This is a genomic window from Pseudomonas sp. 86_A, from assembly GCF_017491705.1.
Lineage (GTDB): Bacteria > Pseudomonadota > Gammaproteobacteria > Pseudomonadales > Pseudomonadaceae > Aquipseudomonas > Aquipseudomonas koreensis.
The window spans coordinates 95,496-110,037 of record NZ_JAFGYS010000008.1 but is presented as its reverse complement, the minus strand read 5'-3'; the positions used below and the strand labels follow the sequence as shown (position 1 = coordinate 110,037).

Annotated in this window: 16 protein-coding genes; 9 read left to right on the top strand and 7 right to left on the bottom strand. The window is 61.7% G+C overall.

Features of this window, described 5'->3' with window-relative positions; translation table 11 throughout:
* Window positions 1-94 precede the first annotated feature (94 nt).
* Window positions 95-610: a methylated-DNA--[protein]-cysteine S-methyltransferase gene (locus J5M57_RS13885; protein WP_169840593.1), complete on the bottom strand. Its 516-nt coding sequence runs from the start codon at window positions 608-610 to the stop codon at window positions 95-97.
* A 154-nt stretch (window positions 611-764) separates the two neighbouring features.
* Here J5M57_RS13885 and ggt point away from each other — a divergent pair, with 154 nt between their 5' ends.
* Complete coding sequence (ggt, locus tag J5M57_RS13880) at window positions 765-2,492, top strand: gamma-glutamyltransferase (protein WP_207849216.1); 1,728 nt, start codon at window positions 765-767, stop codon at window positions 2,490-2,492.
* A gap of 65 nt (window positions 2,493-2,557) precedes the next feature.
* Window positions 2,558-3,091 (top strand): cysteine hydrolase family protein, encoded by a 534-nt coding sequence (locus J5M57_RS13875; RefSeq protein WP_207849217.1) that lies wholly within the window; start codon window positions 2,558-2,560, stop codon window positions 3,089-3,091.
* A 242-nt stretch (window positions 3,092-3,333) separates the two neighbouring features.
* On the opposite strand, the gene J5M57_RS13870 is transcribed toward J5M57_RS13875, so the two are convergent.
* Window positions 3,334-3,975, bottom strand: coding sequence for a TetR/AcrR family transcriptional regulator (locus J5M57_RS13870; protein ID WP_207849218.1), 642 nt, complete (start codon window positions 3,973-3,975; stop codon window positions 3,334-3,336).
* Between the two features lie 142 nt (window positions 3,976-4,117).
* Here J5M57_RS13870 and J5M57_RS13865 point away from each other — a divergent pair, with 142 nt between their 5' ends.
* Window positions 4,118-4,579, top strand: coding sequence for a GNAT family N-acetyltransferase (locus J5M57_RS13865; protein ID WP_207871970.1), 462 nt, complete (start codon window positions 4,118-4,120; stop codon window positions 4,577-4,579).
* A gap of 122 nt (window positions 4,580-4,701) precedes the next feature.
* Window positions 4,702-5,337 carry a hypothetical protein gene (locus tag J5M57_RS13860; protein WP_083366277.1) on the top strand — a complete coding sequence of 212 codons (636 nt, stop codon included), beginning with the start codon at window positions 4,702-4,704 and terminating at the stop codon, window positions 5,335-5,337.
* Window positions 5,338-5,377: 40 nt separating this feature from the next.
* Here the strand turns inward: J5M57_RS13860 and J5M57_RS13855 are convergent, their stop codons facing one another.
* Window positions 5,378-5,923: a hypothetical protein gene (locus J5M57_RS13855; protein ID WP_207849220.1), complete on the bottom strand. Its 546-nt coding sequence runs from the start codon at window positions 5,921-5,923 to the stop codon at window positions 5,378-5,380.
* A gap of 87 nt (window positions 5,924-6,010) precedes the next feature.
* On the bottom strand, window positions 6,011-6,319 hold the full coding sequence (locus tag J5M57_RS13850; RefSeq protein WP_207849221.1) for a hypothetical protein: 309 nt from the start codon (window positions 6,317-6,319) through the stop codon (window positions 6,011-6,013).
* Between the two features lie 157 nt (window positions 6,320-6,476).
* Here J5M57_RS13850 and J5M57_RS13845 point away from each other — a divergent pair, with 157 nt between their 5' ends.
* Window positions 6,477-7,922: a SulP family inorganic anion transporter gene (locus J5M57_RS13845; RefSeq protein ID WP_207849222.1), complete on the top strand. Its 1,446-nt coding sequence runs from the start codon at window positions 6,477-6,479 to the stop codon at window positions 7,920-7,922.
* Between the two features lie 106 nt (window positions 7,923-8,028).
* Here the strand turns inward: J5M57_RS13845 and J5M57_RS13840 are convergent, their stop codons facing one another.
* Entirely contained in the window at window positions 8,029-8,544 is a 516-nt protein-coding gene (locus tag J5M57_RS13840) for a carboxymuconolactone decarboxylase family protein (RefSeq protein ID WP_169840584.1), read from the bottom strand.
* A gap of 131 nt (window positions 8,545-8,675) precedes the next feature.
* Here J5M57_RS13840 and J5M57_RS13835 point away from each other — a divergent pair, with 131 nt between their 5' ends.
* A complete protein-coding gene (locus J5M57_RS13835) occupies window positions 8,676-9,491 on the top strand; it encodes an AraC family transcriptional regulator (protein ID WP_169840583.1) in 816 nt (271 codons plus the stop codon).
* A gap of 3 nt (window positions 9,492-9,494) precedes the next feature.
* On the opposite strand, the gene J5M57_RS13830 is transcribed toward J5M57_RS13835, so the two are convergent.
* The gene (locus tag J5M57_RS13830; protein ID WP_207849223.1) at window positions 9,495-10,388 is read right to left on the bottom strand and encodes a DMT family transporter; all 894 of its coding nucleotides are present in this window, start codon (window positions 10,386-10,388) and stop codon (window positions 9,495-9,497) included.
* A 91-nt stretch (window positions 10,389-10,479) separates the two neighbouring features.
* Here J5M57_RS13830 and J5M57_RS13825 point away from each other — a divergent pair, with 91 nt between their 5' ends.
* The 3 genes from J5M57_RS13825 (at window position 10,480) to J5M57_RS13815 (ending at window position 12,811) form a co-directional block, all read left to right on the top strand.
* Window positions 10,480-11,811, top strand: a complete 1,332-nt coding sequence (locus J5M57_RS13825) for a PLP-dependent aminotransferase family protein (RefSeq protein WP_207849224.1) — start codon at window positions 10,480-10,482, stop codon at window positions 11,809-11,811.
* A gap of 101 nt (window positions 11,812-11,912) precedes the next feature.
* Window positions 11,913-12,299 (top strand): cytochrome c family protein, encoded by a 387-nt coding sequence (locus tag J5M57_RS13820; protein WP_083366270.1) that lies wholly within the window; start codon window positions 11,913-11,915, stop codon window positions 12,297-12,299.
* 218 nt (window positions 12,300-12,517) lie between these two features.
* Window positions 12,518-12,811, top strand: coding sequence for a hypothetical protein (locus tag J5M57_RS13815; protein WP_207849321.1), 294 nt, complete (start codon window positions 12,518-12,520; stop codon window positions 12,809-12,811).
* Here J5M57_RS13815 and J5M57_RS13810 read toward each other — a convergent pair whose 3' ends face one another.
* Window positions 12,812-14,455: a sensor domain-containing diguanylate cyclase gene (locus J5M57_RS13810; RefSeq protein ID WP_169840578.1), complete on the bottom strand. Its 1,644-nt coding sequence runs from the start codon at window positions 14,453-14,455 to the stop codon at window positions 12,812-12,814.
* Window positions 14,456-14,542: the final 87 nt, after the last annotated feature.

Below are 14,542 nucleotides of genomic sequence, written 5' to 3'. Positions count from 1 at the left end.
GCTCCCGCCGGGCTGTGCAGCAGCCCAGGTTTTTGCCAGTGCTGCGCACTGGAGCGGGAGCAAGCTCCCTCGCCACAAAATGGCATTCACGGAATTAAAACAGGTCGCCTGTTTTACCGACGTCGCACCAATCGCCACCCTCCAGTACTAACAACCGTTGCTTGGCTTCAAGCCCACCCGCAAACCCGGTCAACTTCCCCGAAGCACCAATCACCCGATGACACGGCGCCACAATCGAAATCGGATTGCGCCCATTCGCCGCCCCCACTGCACGCACGGCCGCTGGGTTGCCAATCTGTTCGGCGATCTGGCGGTAGGTGCGGGTTTCGCCAAACGGGATGGTCAGCAGTGCCGCCCAGACCTTCTTCTGAAAATCGGTGCCGACGAAATCCAGTTCCAGATCGAAGCGATCGCGATGGCCGGCGAAATATTCCTGCAGCTGTCGAGCGGCGTTCTGCAGCAGCGGATTGTCCGGCGCTAGCGTCATCGGCCCGAGGCGCACCCGGCCCGGTTTGTCGTTTTCCCAGAGGATGGCCGCCAGTCGTGCGCCGTTCGCAACCAGCTTCAATTCGCCGACGGGTGAGGGCAGGGTGATGAACGTGTAGGGCATGGGGGCAGAGCTCCGGATCGGCACGGCGAGAGCGCCCAGCATACTGCCTGATCCGGGAGGCGCAAATCGCAATAGCGACCATACTGCTTGTTGCTTTTGAAGCGTTCCCCCTCTGTTTTGCACAGACCCTGAAAACAAAAAAAGAGATCGACTCATGAAGTACGAACCTTTGGCCAAAACGCTGATTGCGACGTCACTGGCACTGAGCTGCCTCATGGCCCATGCCGCGTCGGTGGCGCCGGTGGCCGCCGAAAACGGCATGGTGGTCACCGCCCAACATCTGGCTTCCCACGTCGGCGTGGATGTGTTGAAAAGCGGCGGTAACGCGGTGGATGCCGCGGTGGCCGTGGGCTATGCGCTGGCGGTGGTGTATCCCGCGGCCGGGAACCTGGGGGGTGGCGGTTTCATGACCATTCAACTGGCGGACGGGCGCAAGACCTTCCTCGACTTCCGCGAAAAAGCACCCTTGGCGGCAACAGCCAACATGTACCTGGACAAGGATGGCAATGTCGTCCCGGACCTGAGCACCCGTGGCCATCTCGCCGTGGCAGTGCCGGGCACCGTGTCGGGCATGGAGCTGGCGCTGAAAAAGTACGGTACCAAGCCGCGCAAGGAGATGATCGCGCCGGCGATCAAACTGGCTGAAGACGGTTTCGAACTGGAGCAGGGCGACGTCGATCTGCTGGACTACGCCACCGATGTGTTCAAGAAGGACATGCGTGATTCCGGGGCGATCTTCCTGCACAACGGCGAACCGCTGCAGGTCGGGCAGAAACTGGTGCAGAAGGACCTGGCGAAAACCCTGCGCACCATCTCGGACAAGGGCGCCGACGGCTTCTATAAAGGCTGGGTCGCTGACGCCATCGTCACCTCCAGTCAGGCCAACAAGGGCATCATCACCCAGGCCGACCTCGACAAATACAAGACCCGCGAACTGGCCCCAGTGGAGTGCGACTACCGTGGCTACCACGTGGTCTCGGCGCCACCGCCAAGCTCCGGCGGGGTGGTGATCTGCGAGATCATGAACATCCTTGAAGGTTATCCGATGAAGGATCTGGGCTTCCATTCGGCTCAGGGCATGCACTACCAGATCGAAGCGATGCGCCACGCCTACGTGGACCGCAACAGCTATCTGGGCGACCCGGATTTCGTCAAGAACCCGATCGAGCACCTGCTGGACAAGAACTACGCGACCACGCTGCGCAACGCGATCCAGCCACAGAAGGCCGGCATCTCCGCCGAGCTGAAACCCGGCGTTGCGCCACATGAAGGCAACAACACCACGCATTACTCGATCGTCGACAAGTGGGGCAACGCGGTGTCGGTGACCTACACCCTCAACGACTGGTTCGGTGCCGGCGTGATGGCGAGCAAGACCGGGGTGATCCTCAACGACGAGATGGACGACTTCACCTCCAAGGTTGGCGTGCCGAACATGTACGGTCTGGTACAGGGTGAGGCCAACGCCATCGCCCCGGGCAAAACCCCGCTGTCGTCGATGAGCCCGACCATCGTTACCAAGGACGGCAACGTGGTGATGGTGGTGGGCACGCCGGGGGGCAGCCGGATCATCACCGCGACCTTGCTGACCATGCTCAACGTCATCGACTACGGCATGGGCCTGCAGGAAGCGGTCGACGCGCCACGCTTCCACCAGCAATGGATGCCGGAGGAAACCAACCTCGAAGACTTCGCCGCCAGCCCCGATACGAAGAAAATTCTCGAGAGCTGGGGCCACAAGTTTGCCGGGCCGCAGGACGCCAACCACATCGCGGCGATCCTGGTCGGCGCGCCGTCGCTGGGCGGTAAGCCGGTGGGCAAGAACCGCTTCTACGGCGCCAACGATCCTCGGCGCAACACCGGGTTGTCATTGGGGTATTGAGCAGCGTAAAGGGGGGCGGGCGCAGGTCCGCCCCTGTCTCAAGGATCGATCAAGGAAGGCTCATCATGTCTAGCGCATTGCTGATCATCGACGTCCAGCAGGTTCTCTGCTCCGGCCAGTACCAGTGCTTCGACATCCAACGCGTCATCGCCACCATCAACCAGCTCAGCACGCGCGCGCGAAAGGCTGGCGTGCCGGTGGTGCTGATTCAGCATGAAGAAACGGGCAGCCCGCTGGCCCACGGTACCGAAGGCTGGCAACTGGCCGAAGGCCTGCTGACTGAAGCAAAAGATCTGCGTGTACGCAAAACCACCCCGGATTCGTTCTACCAGACCGACCTGGGCAAACTGCTGCCCAGCGAAGACTTCGAGCGCCTGATCATCTGCGGCCTGCAAACCGACTACTGCGTCAACGCCACCGTGCGCAAGGCGCATGAACTGGGCTACGACGTGGTGCTGGCCGCGGACGCCCATTCCACCCTCGACAACGGCAACATGAGCGCCGAAGACATCATCGCCGAACACAACAAGGACCTGGCGCACTTGACGGGGGCCACCGGCCGCATCGACATCAACCCCGCAGCCGAGATCGTTCTCTAAAGCCAGCGAATACCCCTGTGGGAGCGAGGGTGTTCACAGATTCCGATGTCCAGCATAAGTGCCCTGTGGGAGCGTAATGCTGCTCACTTCGCTGGGCCGCGAAGCGGTCCCAAAAGAGGGACTGCTACGCAGTCCAGCGGGAGCAAGCTCCCTCGCCACAGTCACAGTGTCGGGCTTAAGTGAACAGCATTACCTGTGGGAGCGTGCTTGCTAGCGCCTTGATACGAAACAGCCCTCACACGTCAAGTCGCAAACAAGACCCCACGAATCTCCCCGGTGCGCGGTGGCACCACCCCCTCCAGCACCATCCGCGTAATCGTCTCTGCCGCGGTCTGATAGTCCTCATCCTGCGGCACCGGGCGTCCGGTGATGCAGCCCATTTGCCAGCCGATGTTGGTGTAGGTGCGGGTCGCCGACCAGATGAACAGCATCAGGTGCTCCGGGTCTACCGGGGCCAGCAAGCCGCGCTCGATCCAACTGCGCAGGCAGTCGACGTTGCGCCGGGCTTCGGCGTGCAGCAGGTCGCGGCATTCGCCTGGCAACTGGCGGCCGCCGAGCAGCAGTTCGCCGCTGAACACCTTGGCAATCGCCGGATGTTCGCGGGCGATGCGGATTCGTGCGGCGACGTAGGCGCGCAGGCCGATCAGCGGATCGTCGCTTTCGCGCAGCGCTGCCGAAGCTTCCAGCAGCGGTTCGACGAACCCCAGCAGGACTTTCGAGTACAGGTTTTCCTTGGTCTGGAAGTAGTAATACAGGTTGGCCTTGGGGACGCCGGCGCGGGCGGCGATATCGCGCGTCTGGGTGGCGTCGAAGCCACGGGCGGCAAACTCTTCGCTGGCAGCGGCGAGAATCAACTGCTCGTTGCGCACGCGGATGGCGCTCATGGGAACACGATGTGAATGCATGGCATGGGGCGGGTTCTGGCGAATTCGGTTTCGCAATATACAAAACTATATAGCGAAGAGGCCAGCTAACTCCTCGGCCAGCGCTATGCTGGATCGATCATTTGTATGACGGGGAGGGGATATGACCGTTCAGGTACTGCGCGCCACCACCGCTGAGTTGGAGGCCGTGGCAAGTTTGTTCGACGCGTATCGTGGTTTTTATCAGCAGCCGTCGAATCTGGCGCAATCGCGTGCGTTCATCGCCGAGCGCATGGCAAGGGACGAATCGGCGATTTTCCTCGCGCAGGATGAAAACGGCGACGCTCTGGGCTTTGTGCAGTTGTACCCGACGTTTTCCTCGATCGATGCCCGCCGCACCTGGCTGCTCAGCGATTTGTTCACCGCGCCCGCTGCCCGTGGTCGTGGCGTCGGGCGGTCGCTGATGAACTGCGCGCGGGACTTCGCGCTGCAGACCGGCGCCAAAGGCCTGGTGCTGGAAACCGCCACTGACAACCTCACGGCGCAGGCGTTGTACGAGTCGCTGGGTTATGTGCGTGATACGGGTTACTTCACCTACAACCTCGACTTGCGGCAGGCTGACTGACTTTTTATGTAAATTTTCCGATTCAGCCTTTCCTCGACCGACAGCTCTCTCTAGAATCCGCCCGGCCTCTGCAATGGAGGCTCTTTGACATCATTTGGCTGGGTTCACATAGGGAAGACAACATGCAATTCGGGAAAATCCTGGCGCTGGGCCTGGTGCTTGCGCTCGGTGGCTGTGCCAGTTTCACCAAAGACGAAGTGGCGCCGGTCAAACTGCCATCGATGGCCAGCTACGCCAACAAACCCAATGTCTATGTGGACTTCGATTTCTATCAGGGCGAGCCAAAAAGCGCTTCGGCCGTAGAAGTGCCGCAGGCCCGTGACCAGCTCAAGCCTGAGCTGCAAAAGATTCTGACCGATTCGGGCCTGTTCGGCCGTGTCACGCTGGACGAGTTCCAGAAGCAACCGGGCGACTACAGCCTGCGTCTGAAAATGTACAACCATCCGCCGAATGCCGGTTCGATGGTGCTGGGCTTCATCAGTGGTTTCAGCCTGGGTGTGATCCCGGCGTACGGCACCGACCAATACACCATGAGCCTCGAAGCCGTGGATGGCACAGGCCAGGCCCTCACTACCGCGAGTAATCATGATGCGGTCGGTACCTGGATCGGTATCTGGTTCATTCCGCTGATGGGCAATACCCCGAAGGCGGCCGTCAACGACACGTTCGCCCGTCAGGTCAATGCGCTGCTCAAGCAAATGATCGACAACAACAACCTGAAATACTCGGCGCTCGACACCCGTACTCCACGGGCGTGATGCCAAAAAAAGAGCCGCAATTGCGGCTCTTTTTTTGGCCTTATTTCAGGGCCTGGATGAACTGAGGATCGCTGTACAGTTCCTTCAGCAAATCGCGCAGCATCGGGTTGTAGGCGTTGACCGCATTCGGAATCGCAATGAAACCGAAGAAGCTGCTGCTCCACTGGCTGCTGACATTCTTGGTCGCGTCGTAGACCACGTTCTGGCCATTGAGCAGCGTGAAGCGTGCAGCAAGCTGGCCATCGCCGGTGCCCATGCCGGCCGACAGGTTGTTCTTCACCACCAGCACTTTCAGCTGACGCTGGGCTTGCGGATCAAGCAGGCCGGCCTTGCGCAGCTCTTCGGTGATCGCGTCCTGAATGTGCGCCGGAATGCTGCCGGACGGCGAGCGCACCGGGTTGGCCCGCACCATCAGCGACCCTTCGCCGGACTCGGCACTCACTTGCGGATTGCTGATCGCATGCAGGGGTGGCGTTTGCTTGAGCTTCTGGACGTTTTCGTAGCTCGGCTCATAGCGGGTCATGGTCATGCCACACCCTTGCAGCAGCACGGCCAGCATCGGGATCAACAACAAAGACTTGTTCACGGCGTTTCCTTGCGTGAGGAATAAAAGGGGGGGGCGAATTATGGGCAGAGTGCCAGCATCGGGCAACCGTCTTCGCCCATGCAGTGATCAGCCTGCCTCTAGCCGGTCTGGCCTCAGCAGGTTCTCGATCTGTGCCAGCTCCCAAGTGCTCAGCAGGTTGACCGGATCAGTGCCATAGCGGGCGTTGAAATGCCATTCGCGACCCTGCGCGCAGCGGCAGTGTTCACAGTGATGCAATCGCCCATCTTCAATATCCAGCAACAGGCGCCAGCCTTCGATATCCACCGCAACCAGTCCGGCGTCACCGGGCGTCTGGCTTCGGTTGAACGCCCGCACACCCAAAGCAGCCTCGCGCAGGCGCTGGCAAACGTCACGGGCACTCAGCAATGCAGTCATGGTCGTACTCGATGGAAGCAGAAGCGCGTCAGCATAAATCGCGCGTCGACGGGTGTCAGCGATCACTGGCCCGCTTGCGAACTATTCCGTAACATCCGCACCCCTCATTTTCGCGAACATCCGCGGCCACACTCGTCGGCCGCCAGTCAGGTAAGCCATGAAATCACAACGTCTGCGCGCCGATGTCCTGGCCGGACTCACCACCTCGTTTGCCCTGTTGCCCGAATGCATTGCGTTCGCGCTGGTGGCCCACCTCAATCCACTGATGGGCCTGTACGGCGCGTTCATCATTTGTACGTTGACCGCGTTGTTCGGCGGGCGGCCGGGGATGGTCTCCGGCGCGGCAGGTTCGATGGCGGTGGTCATCGTCGCGCTGGTGGTGCAGCACGGTGTGCAGTACCTGTTGGCGACGGTGTTGCTGGGCGGTCTGATCATGATGGCGTTCGGGCTGCTGCGCCTGGGCAAACTGGTGCGCATGGTGCCGCACCCGGTGATGCTTGGCTTCGTCAACGGCCTGGCGATCATCATTGCGCTGGCGCAACTGGAGCATTTCAAGAGTGGCGAACACTGGCTCAGCGGCACGCCGCTGTACCTGATGGCCGGGCTGGTGTTGCTGACCATGGCCATCGTCTACCTCCTGCCGCGCCTGACCCGCGCGGTGCCGCCGGCGCTGGTGGCGATCCTCGGCGTGGGGCTGTTGGTCTACCTGTTCGGCCTGCCGACCCGCACCCTTGGCGACATGGCGCACATCGCCGGCGGTCTGCCGAGCTTCGCGTTGCCGGACCTCCCGTGGAACCTGGAGACCCTGCGCATCATCGCGCCGTACGCGATTCTGATGGCGCTGGTCGGCCTGCTGGAAACCCTGCTGACGCTGAACCTCACCGACGAAATCACCGAAACCCGTGGTTACCCGGATCGCGAGTGCGTGGCCCTGGGCGCGGCGAACATGGTCTCCGGCGCGTTCGGCGGCATGGGCGGGTGCGCGATGATCGGCCAGACCGTGATCAACCTCAGCTCTGGCGGACGCGGGCGCTTGTCCGGGGTGGTGGCGGGGGGGCTGATTCTGTTGTTCATCCTGTTCCTGTCGCCGCTGATCGAGCGCATTCCGCTGGCGGCGCTGGTGGGCGTGATGTTCGTGGTCTCGCAGCAGACCTTCGCCTGGGCCTCGTTGCGGGTGTTGAACAAAGTGCCGCTCAACGATGTGCTGGTGATCATCGCGGTCACCACCATCACCGTGTTCACCGACCTGGCCACCGCCGTACTGTGCGGGATCATCATCGCCGCGCTGAACTTCGCCTGGCAGCAGGCCCGCGAGTTGTACGCCGACGAGCATCTGGAGGCCGATGGCAGCAAGCTCTACCGCCTGCACGGCACACTGTTTTTCGCCTCGACCACGCCGTTCCTCAACCAGTTCGACCCGGCCAATGACCCGGCGAAAGTGACGCTGGATTGCCGGCATCTGAGCTTTGTCGATTATTCGGCGATTGCCGCGTTGAAGACATTGCGTGAGCGTTACGCAAAGGCAGGGAAGGTGTTGCAGGTTTTTCATCTGTCCGAGCGCTGCAAGAAGCTGCTGAAACGCGCCGGCGTCGAGCATCACTAACCAATAGTGGGAGCGAGCCTGCTCGCGAAGGCGGAGGGTCATCCAACACACCAGTTGACTGACCCAGCGCTTTCGCGAGCAAGCCCGCTTTCACAGTTTTTCGCGTTCAATCAATGGCCGGGAAGTCGATGTCGGTCAAGGCCGCGTTGTTCAGGTAATTGGTCAGCGACTGCACGGCGACCAAGGCAATCACCTCGATGATCTTACTGTCGTCGATACCGGCAGCACGAGCGGCGGCGATCTGCTCATCGCTCAGGTGCCCGCGGCTTTGCGTCAACTGCCGGGCGAGGGCGGCATAGGCATTCAGTTCACCCTGACGCGCCGCGCCGATGTCCTGTGCCGAGAGTCCGGCCTTGCTGGCAAACAGGCTGTGCGCCGCCAGGCAATAATCGCAGCCGTTGACCTGGGACGTGGCGAGATACACCGCTTCTTTTTCCTTGGCGCTCAGCGAGGTCTTGCCGAGGATCGCCGAGGCTTGCACGTAGGCTTCCAGGGCCACCGGGGCTTTGGCCAGGGTGGTGAAGACATTGGGCAGGAAGCCGATTTTTTTCTTCACGCCTTCCAGAATCGGGCGGCTGGCGTCGGTGGCGTTTTCAAGGCTGATGGCAGGGATGCGGCTCATGGTGACTCTCCAGAAGTCCGGTGCGAAGTGCGCCGGGGATGGAGGTCATGCTATTCAGCACGGCTGGTGCTTTGGCAGCAGATCGTCGAGGATATGCGACAGATCGTCCAAATATGCTCCGGGAGTCGTCCATGGATCGCCTTTCCACGCTGCTCAGCCATTTCGGCGTGAACGCCGGTACCTTTCACAGCGGCAGTTTCTGCGGCCTCGGTCTGCACAAGGACGAACCGGTGGGGCATGTGCACCTGTTGCAGGCCGGCGAATTGCTGCTCAAACCGGGCAATGAACGCGAGATCCGCATCGTCGAGCCCTCGCTGATTTTCTTCCCCAGACCCTTCACGCACCGGATGTCCGCCGACGAGGCCATGGGCGCGCAACTGGTCTGCGCTACGCTGTCGTTTGACGGTGGCTCGGGCAATGCACTGGCGGCAGCACTGCCGGATTACCTGGTGCTCAAACTCACTGAAGTGCCGGAGATGGGCAACACCCTGAATTGGCTGTTCAGAGAAGCCTTTGACGGTCATTGCGGGCGCATGGCGGTGATGGATCGGCTGTTCGAATTGCTGGTGATCCTGCTGTTGCGGCACTTGATCAGCAGCCGTGTTCAGCAACCGGGGATGATGGCCGGGCTGGCCGATCCGCGCTTGTCCCGCGCCTTGACCCTGATGCACGAGCAGCCGGCCAAAGCCTGGCGCGTGGCGGATCTGGCGACTGCCGCCAACCAGTCTCGCGCCGGATTCGCCGAGCAGTTTCGTCGCGTTGTCGGGCAGTCGCCGGCCGACTATCTGGTGAGCTGGCGCATCAGCCTGGCGCAGAAACGTCTGCGCGAAGGCCGGCCGATTGCACTGATCGCGCAAGAGGTCGGTTATGAAAGCCCTTCGGCCCTGGCCCGGGCCTTTCGTCGCAAGACCGGACTCAGCCCGCGGGAATGGAAGGTCGATAGCTGAGGTTTATCGGGCGAAGTGCTTCGCCCCGGCCACACACAGAATCACACCCAGGGTCACCGCCAGCATGCCGAGACTGACGTGTTCGTGCAGCAGTGTCGCCGCCAGCGCCAGGCCGAAAAACGGTTGCAGCAACTGCAGCTGTCCGACGGCGGCAATCCCGCCCTGGGCCAGCCCGCGATACCAGAACACAAACCCGATCAGCATGCTGAACAGCGCCACGTAAGCCAGGCACAACCACGCCGACAGGCTGATGCGGCTGAACGAGGCGGGCGCCAGCCACAGACTTGCGGCGGCCATCACTGGCAGCGATAACACCAGCGCCCAACAGATCACCTGCCAGCCGCCGAGGGTTCGCGACAGCTTCGCGCCTTCGGCATAACCCAGGCCACAGGCCAGAATCGCCGCGAGCATCAGCAAATCACCGGTGGGCGAGGCGGTCAGTCCCTGAGACAGGGCGTAGCCAACCACCAGCGCACTGCCCAGAACCGAGAACATCCAGAACACCGGCCGCGGTCTTTCGCCGCCGCGCAAGACTCCGAAAATCGCCGTCGCCAGTGGCAGTAATCCTACAAACACAATCGAATGCGCCGACGTCACATGTTGCAGTGCCAGTGCCGTCAGCAACGGAAAGCCCAGCACCACGCCCAGCGCCACGATCAGCAGCGACAGCCACTGATTGCGTGCCGGACGCCGTTCGCGAAACAGCCACAACAGGCCCACCGCGCACACCCCGGCGATGGCTGCGCGCAACACCGTGAGAAACACCGGATCGAACTCCAGCACCGCCAGACGCGTGGCCGGTAGCGATCCGCTGAAGATCACCACGCCGATAAAACCGTTGATCCAGCCGCTGGTTTTTTCCAGCCCAGGGTTAACCAGGTTCGAAGTCCGTTCCATACAAGGTCATGCTCCAAAGGTGGGGTTGCTTTCAGGCAATCCTGGGGCCGAGAATCATGACAATCAAATAATTGTCATGGATACATCCGACATGCCGCGCTCGCGCTACAAGACCCTCGTTGATGCTTATGCCGCGAACATTCGCGCGGGACGTCTGGCACCCGGAACACGCCTGCCCACTCACCGGGAGCTGGCGGCCAAGGAAGGATTGGCACTGGTGACGGCGTCGCGGGTGTACGCCGAACTCGAAGCCATGGGCCTGGTCAGCGGCGAGACCGGACGCGGCACCTTCGTGCGTGAAACCTCGTTGTCGCCGGGGCAGGGCATCGATCAGAAGGACGTGGCGGTCGGCATGATCGACCTCAATTTCAACTACCCGTCGTTGCCCGGTCAGGCCGATCTGTTGCGCAGTGCATTGCGCCAACTGGCGCTGTCGGGGGATCTGGAAGCTTTGCTGCGTTATCAACCCCACGCCGGGCGCCAGCATGAGCGCGCCTCGATTGCACGGCACTTGCACGATCGCGGTGTGCAGGTGGATGCCGGGCAGATACTGATCGTCAACGGCGCCCAGCAGGGGCTGGCGGTGAGTTTGATGGCCTTGCTCAAGCCCGGGGATGTGATTGCGGCGGATGCGCTGACCTATTCCGGGTTCAAGGTATTGGCCGAGGCATTGCACCTGGAAGTGGTGGCGATCCCGCTCGGTGAGCACGGGCCGGATCTGGCGGCGCTGGAAAAGCTCTGCCGCAGCCGTTCGGTGCGTGCCGTGTACAGCATGCCGACGCTGCACAATCCGTTGGGTTGGGTGACGCCGCTAGAACAACGTGAGCAACTGGTCGCACTCGCCCGGCGGCATGATCTGACAATCATCGAAGACGCGGCCTACGCCTTTCTGGTGGAAAACCCACCGCGTACGTTGGTCGATCTGGCGCCGGAGCGCACGGTGTACGTATCGGGACTGTCGAAGAACATCGCTACCGGCCTGCGCGTCGGTTTCATTGCGGCGCCGCTGCCCAAGGTGCCGGCGTTGGAGCGGATCATCCGCGCCACCACCTGGAACACCCCCGGCGTGATGACCGCGCTGGCTTGCGGCTGGCTCGACGACGGCACCGTCAGCCTGCTGGAGCAGCAAAAACGTCACGACGCCCAGGCCCGACAACTGTTGGCCGCCGAGATGCTGCAAGGGCTGCCCTGCATCGGCCATCCATCCTCCTACTTCCTGTGGCTGCCGCTGCCGGAAGACGTGCGCGCCGATCAGATTGTGGTGGAGTTGATGCACGAGCAGATTTCCGTCACCACGGCCGAGCCGTTCGCGGTGTCGGCGCATGTGCCGCATGCGATTCGGCTGGCGTTGGGTTCGGTGCCGATGGATGTCCTGCGCCAGGCATTGATCACCGTCAGAAAGGTCATCGCTGCTTACCTGTAAAAAACACCTGCTGCGAAATACACCCGTGGCGAGGGAGCCAGCGCCCTTGCCACAAAGTGTTAGCCTTGCCTCAACTGCATCACACCGCTTTGGATCGCCCGATGAAAAACACCGTTTCACTGCTACTTGCTTTGACCGCCACCGCCGTACTGTTCAGCTCAACCGCCCGCGCCGCAGGCGATCCCGCAGCCGGCGAAAAGATCTTCCCGCGCCTGTGCGGCGGCTGCCATCAGGTGGGGCCGGACGCGCGCCCGGGTTTCGGCCCGCAACTCAACGGCATCATCGGCCGGGCGGCCGGGACCTCGGCCAACTACGTGTATTCCGATGCGATGAAAAACTCCGGCGTGACCTGGGATCGCGCGACGCTGACCGCGTATCTGAAAGACCCGAAAGGCGTGGTGCCGGGTACGCGGATGATTTTCTGGGGGCTGAGTGACGAGGAGAAGATCGATAACTTGCTGGCGTATCTGCAGCAGTACTCCAACTAACCGATTTGCTATGCCTGTCCGGACAACCCATGCATCACCATCTCGCCTGCCGGATGTGAAGCCGCACGCATAAAGCGTCGCGGGACTCAAGAAATACGGGTAGAGGGCGCGCCAACGTTCAGTTGTTACCCGGCAAAAGGCGTCGGCCGGTTTACCGGATTGAGCGAATGCCGCGCCGTCTGGTCTACCTTCAAACCAACCCAAGTCTGGAGTCGACCATGAAAACGCTATTCCTGGCTGCACCGCTGGTGCTCGTTGCCAATCTCGCCCACGCGGGTATCCCGCTGGTCAACGCCACCTGCCCGGGCAAGATCGAAGTGCATGCCGATGAAGGCGGACCGATCTACATCAATGGCAAGGAGGGCAAGTTGAAGAAATTCAATGACAACTACTTCGAAGCCAGGGGCGCGGGAGTGACGATTTCGCTGAGCATCAATCCCGATGGCTCCCCGGCAGTTTCGTACACCGGGAAGAACAGGGCCAACGGAGTCTGCGAGGTGAAAAAGGGCTGATCACGCCACCTGATTACGACCTGCCGCTTTCGCCTGATACAACTGCTGGTCGGCACGTTTGATCAACATCGTGTGGCTGTTGTCCGCCGGGTCGGCCAGAGCGACGCCAATGCTTACCGTGATTTGCCCGATGTTGGGGAAGTGCGCTTGGGCCACCGCGGCACGGATTTTTTCCGCGACCACCTCTGGTGTATCAGGCTGGGCGACTTCCGGCAGCAGCACGGCGAACTCCTCGCCGCCGTAACGGGCGACGAAATCGGTGGCGCGGACGCTGACCTGAATGATCTGCGCCAGTTGCTGCAGCACGTCGTCGCCAATGGCATGGCCGTAGGTGTCGTTGATGCGCTTGAAGTGATCGGCGTCGATCAGCAACAGGGCAAAGGGGCGCCCGGTGCGGCGGAACAGCAGGCTGTATTCACTGAGTTTTTCATCAAGCCGGCGGCGGTTGTAAACGCCGGTCAGGGCATCGTGGGTCGCCAGATTCAAAAGCTCGGCGTTGGCCTGCATGAGCGCGGCGGTGCGCTGGGCAACGGTGGCTTCCAGTGAGGCGTTGGCGTCCTGCAACTCACGTTCCTTGGCCAGCAGCGACTGGGTCATGGCGTCGATCGACTGACCGAGCTGGGCGATTTCCAGCACCGGGTGCTGCAGCGGGAAGTGCGCACCCGGTTGGTTGTTCTGTACCTGTTGAGCCGAGTGCGCCAGTTGTTCGATCGGCCGGCTCAGGTATTGCGCCAGATAGTAAGCCACCAGACCGAACGCCACTGCGGCGAGCACCCCCAGCAGCAGTAACTTGTAGAGCAGCAGGCGCGCTGGCTCCAGAGCGGTGTCCAGCGGTTGGCGCACGGCGATCGACCACGACAGCGCGGTACTCGACGGCGTCGGCACGCTGACCATGCTGGTCAGGTAACCGTTACCGACCGACCAGCCCGGTGCTTTCGAATCATTCACCGCCAGTTGCTGGCCCATCAGCGCTTCCGGGTACAGCACCTTACCGTCGTGATCGATGATCAGCGCTTCGATATCCGGCGATGCATTTTTATGCGAGAACGCTGCTGATTCGACAATGCGCGTCACCCAACTCCAGTGCGCGTGCGCCCCCAGTACGCCAATCACCTGGCCGTCGGCGTTGCGGATAGGCGCGGCGAAGTCGATGAAACGCAGCGGTTCGCCGTCAGGCGTACCCGGCAACAGCTTGGCCAACAACACCGCTTCGTGCGGATCTCCGGTGTACTCACCCCGCAGGCCAGCCTGGAACCATGGCCGCGGCTGCACCGATTGCCCAACCAGCAAATTATTGACCGCTTGATGCACATTGCCTTCGGCATCGGTCACGCCCATCCACGCATACTCGGCACGGGCCTGGGTGCGCAGTTGCATCGATTTGAGAATCGCCGGGTTGTCCAGGTCGCCACGTTCCAGATGTGGCGCGCGGCTCAGCAGGTAAACCTCCAACTGGCGCTCGCGTAACTGGTCACCGAGCAACGTCGCGGCCGAACGCGCGGTATTGAGCAGCGCATTGCCGCTGGCCAGTTTCATCTGTTCGGTGGCGATGTGACCGACATAGAAGCCGACGCTCACCAGTGTCAGCAGGGACAAACCGGCAAACCAGAGAGTCAGGTGGCTTCGCAGACTGGCTTTGAGCATGGGCGGGCTATTTCTGTTTTGGAGTTGTGGCCGCATGGTATGCGCAATGAGCGTCGGGCTGCCAGTCAGTCGCTTCGGTTGCTCGTT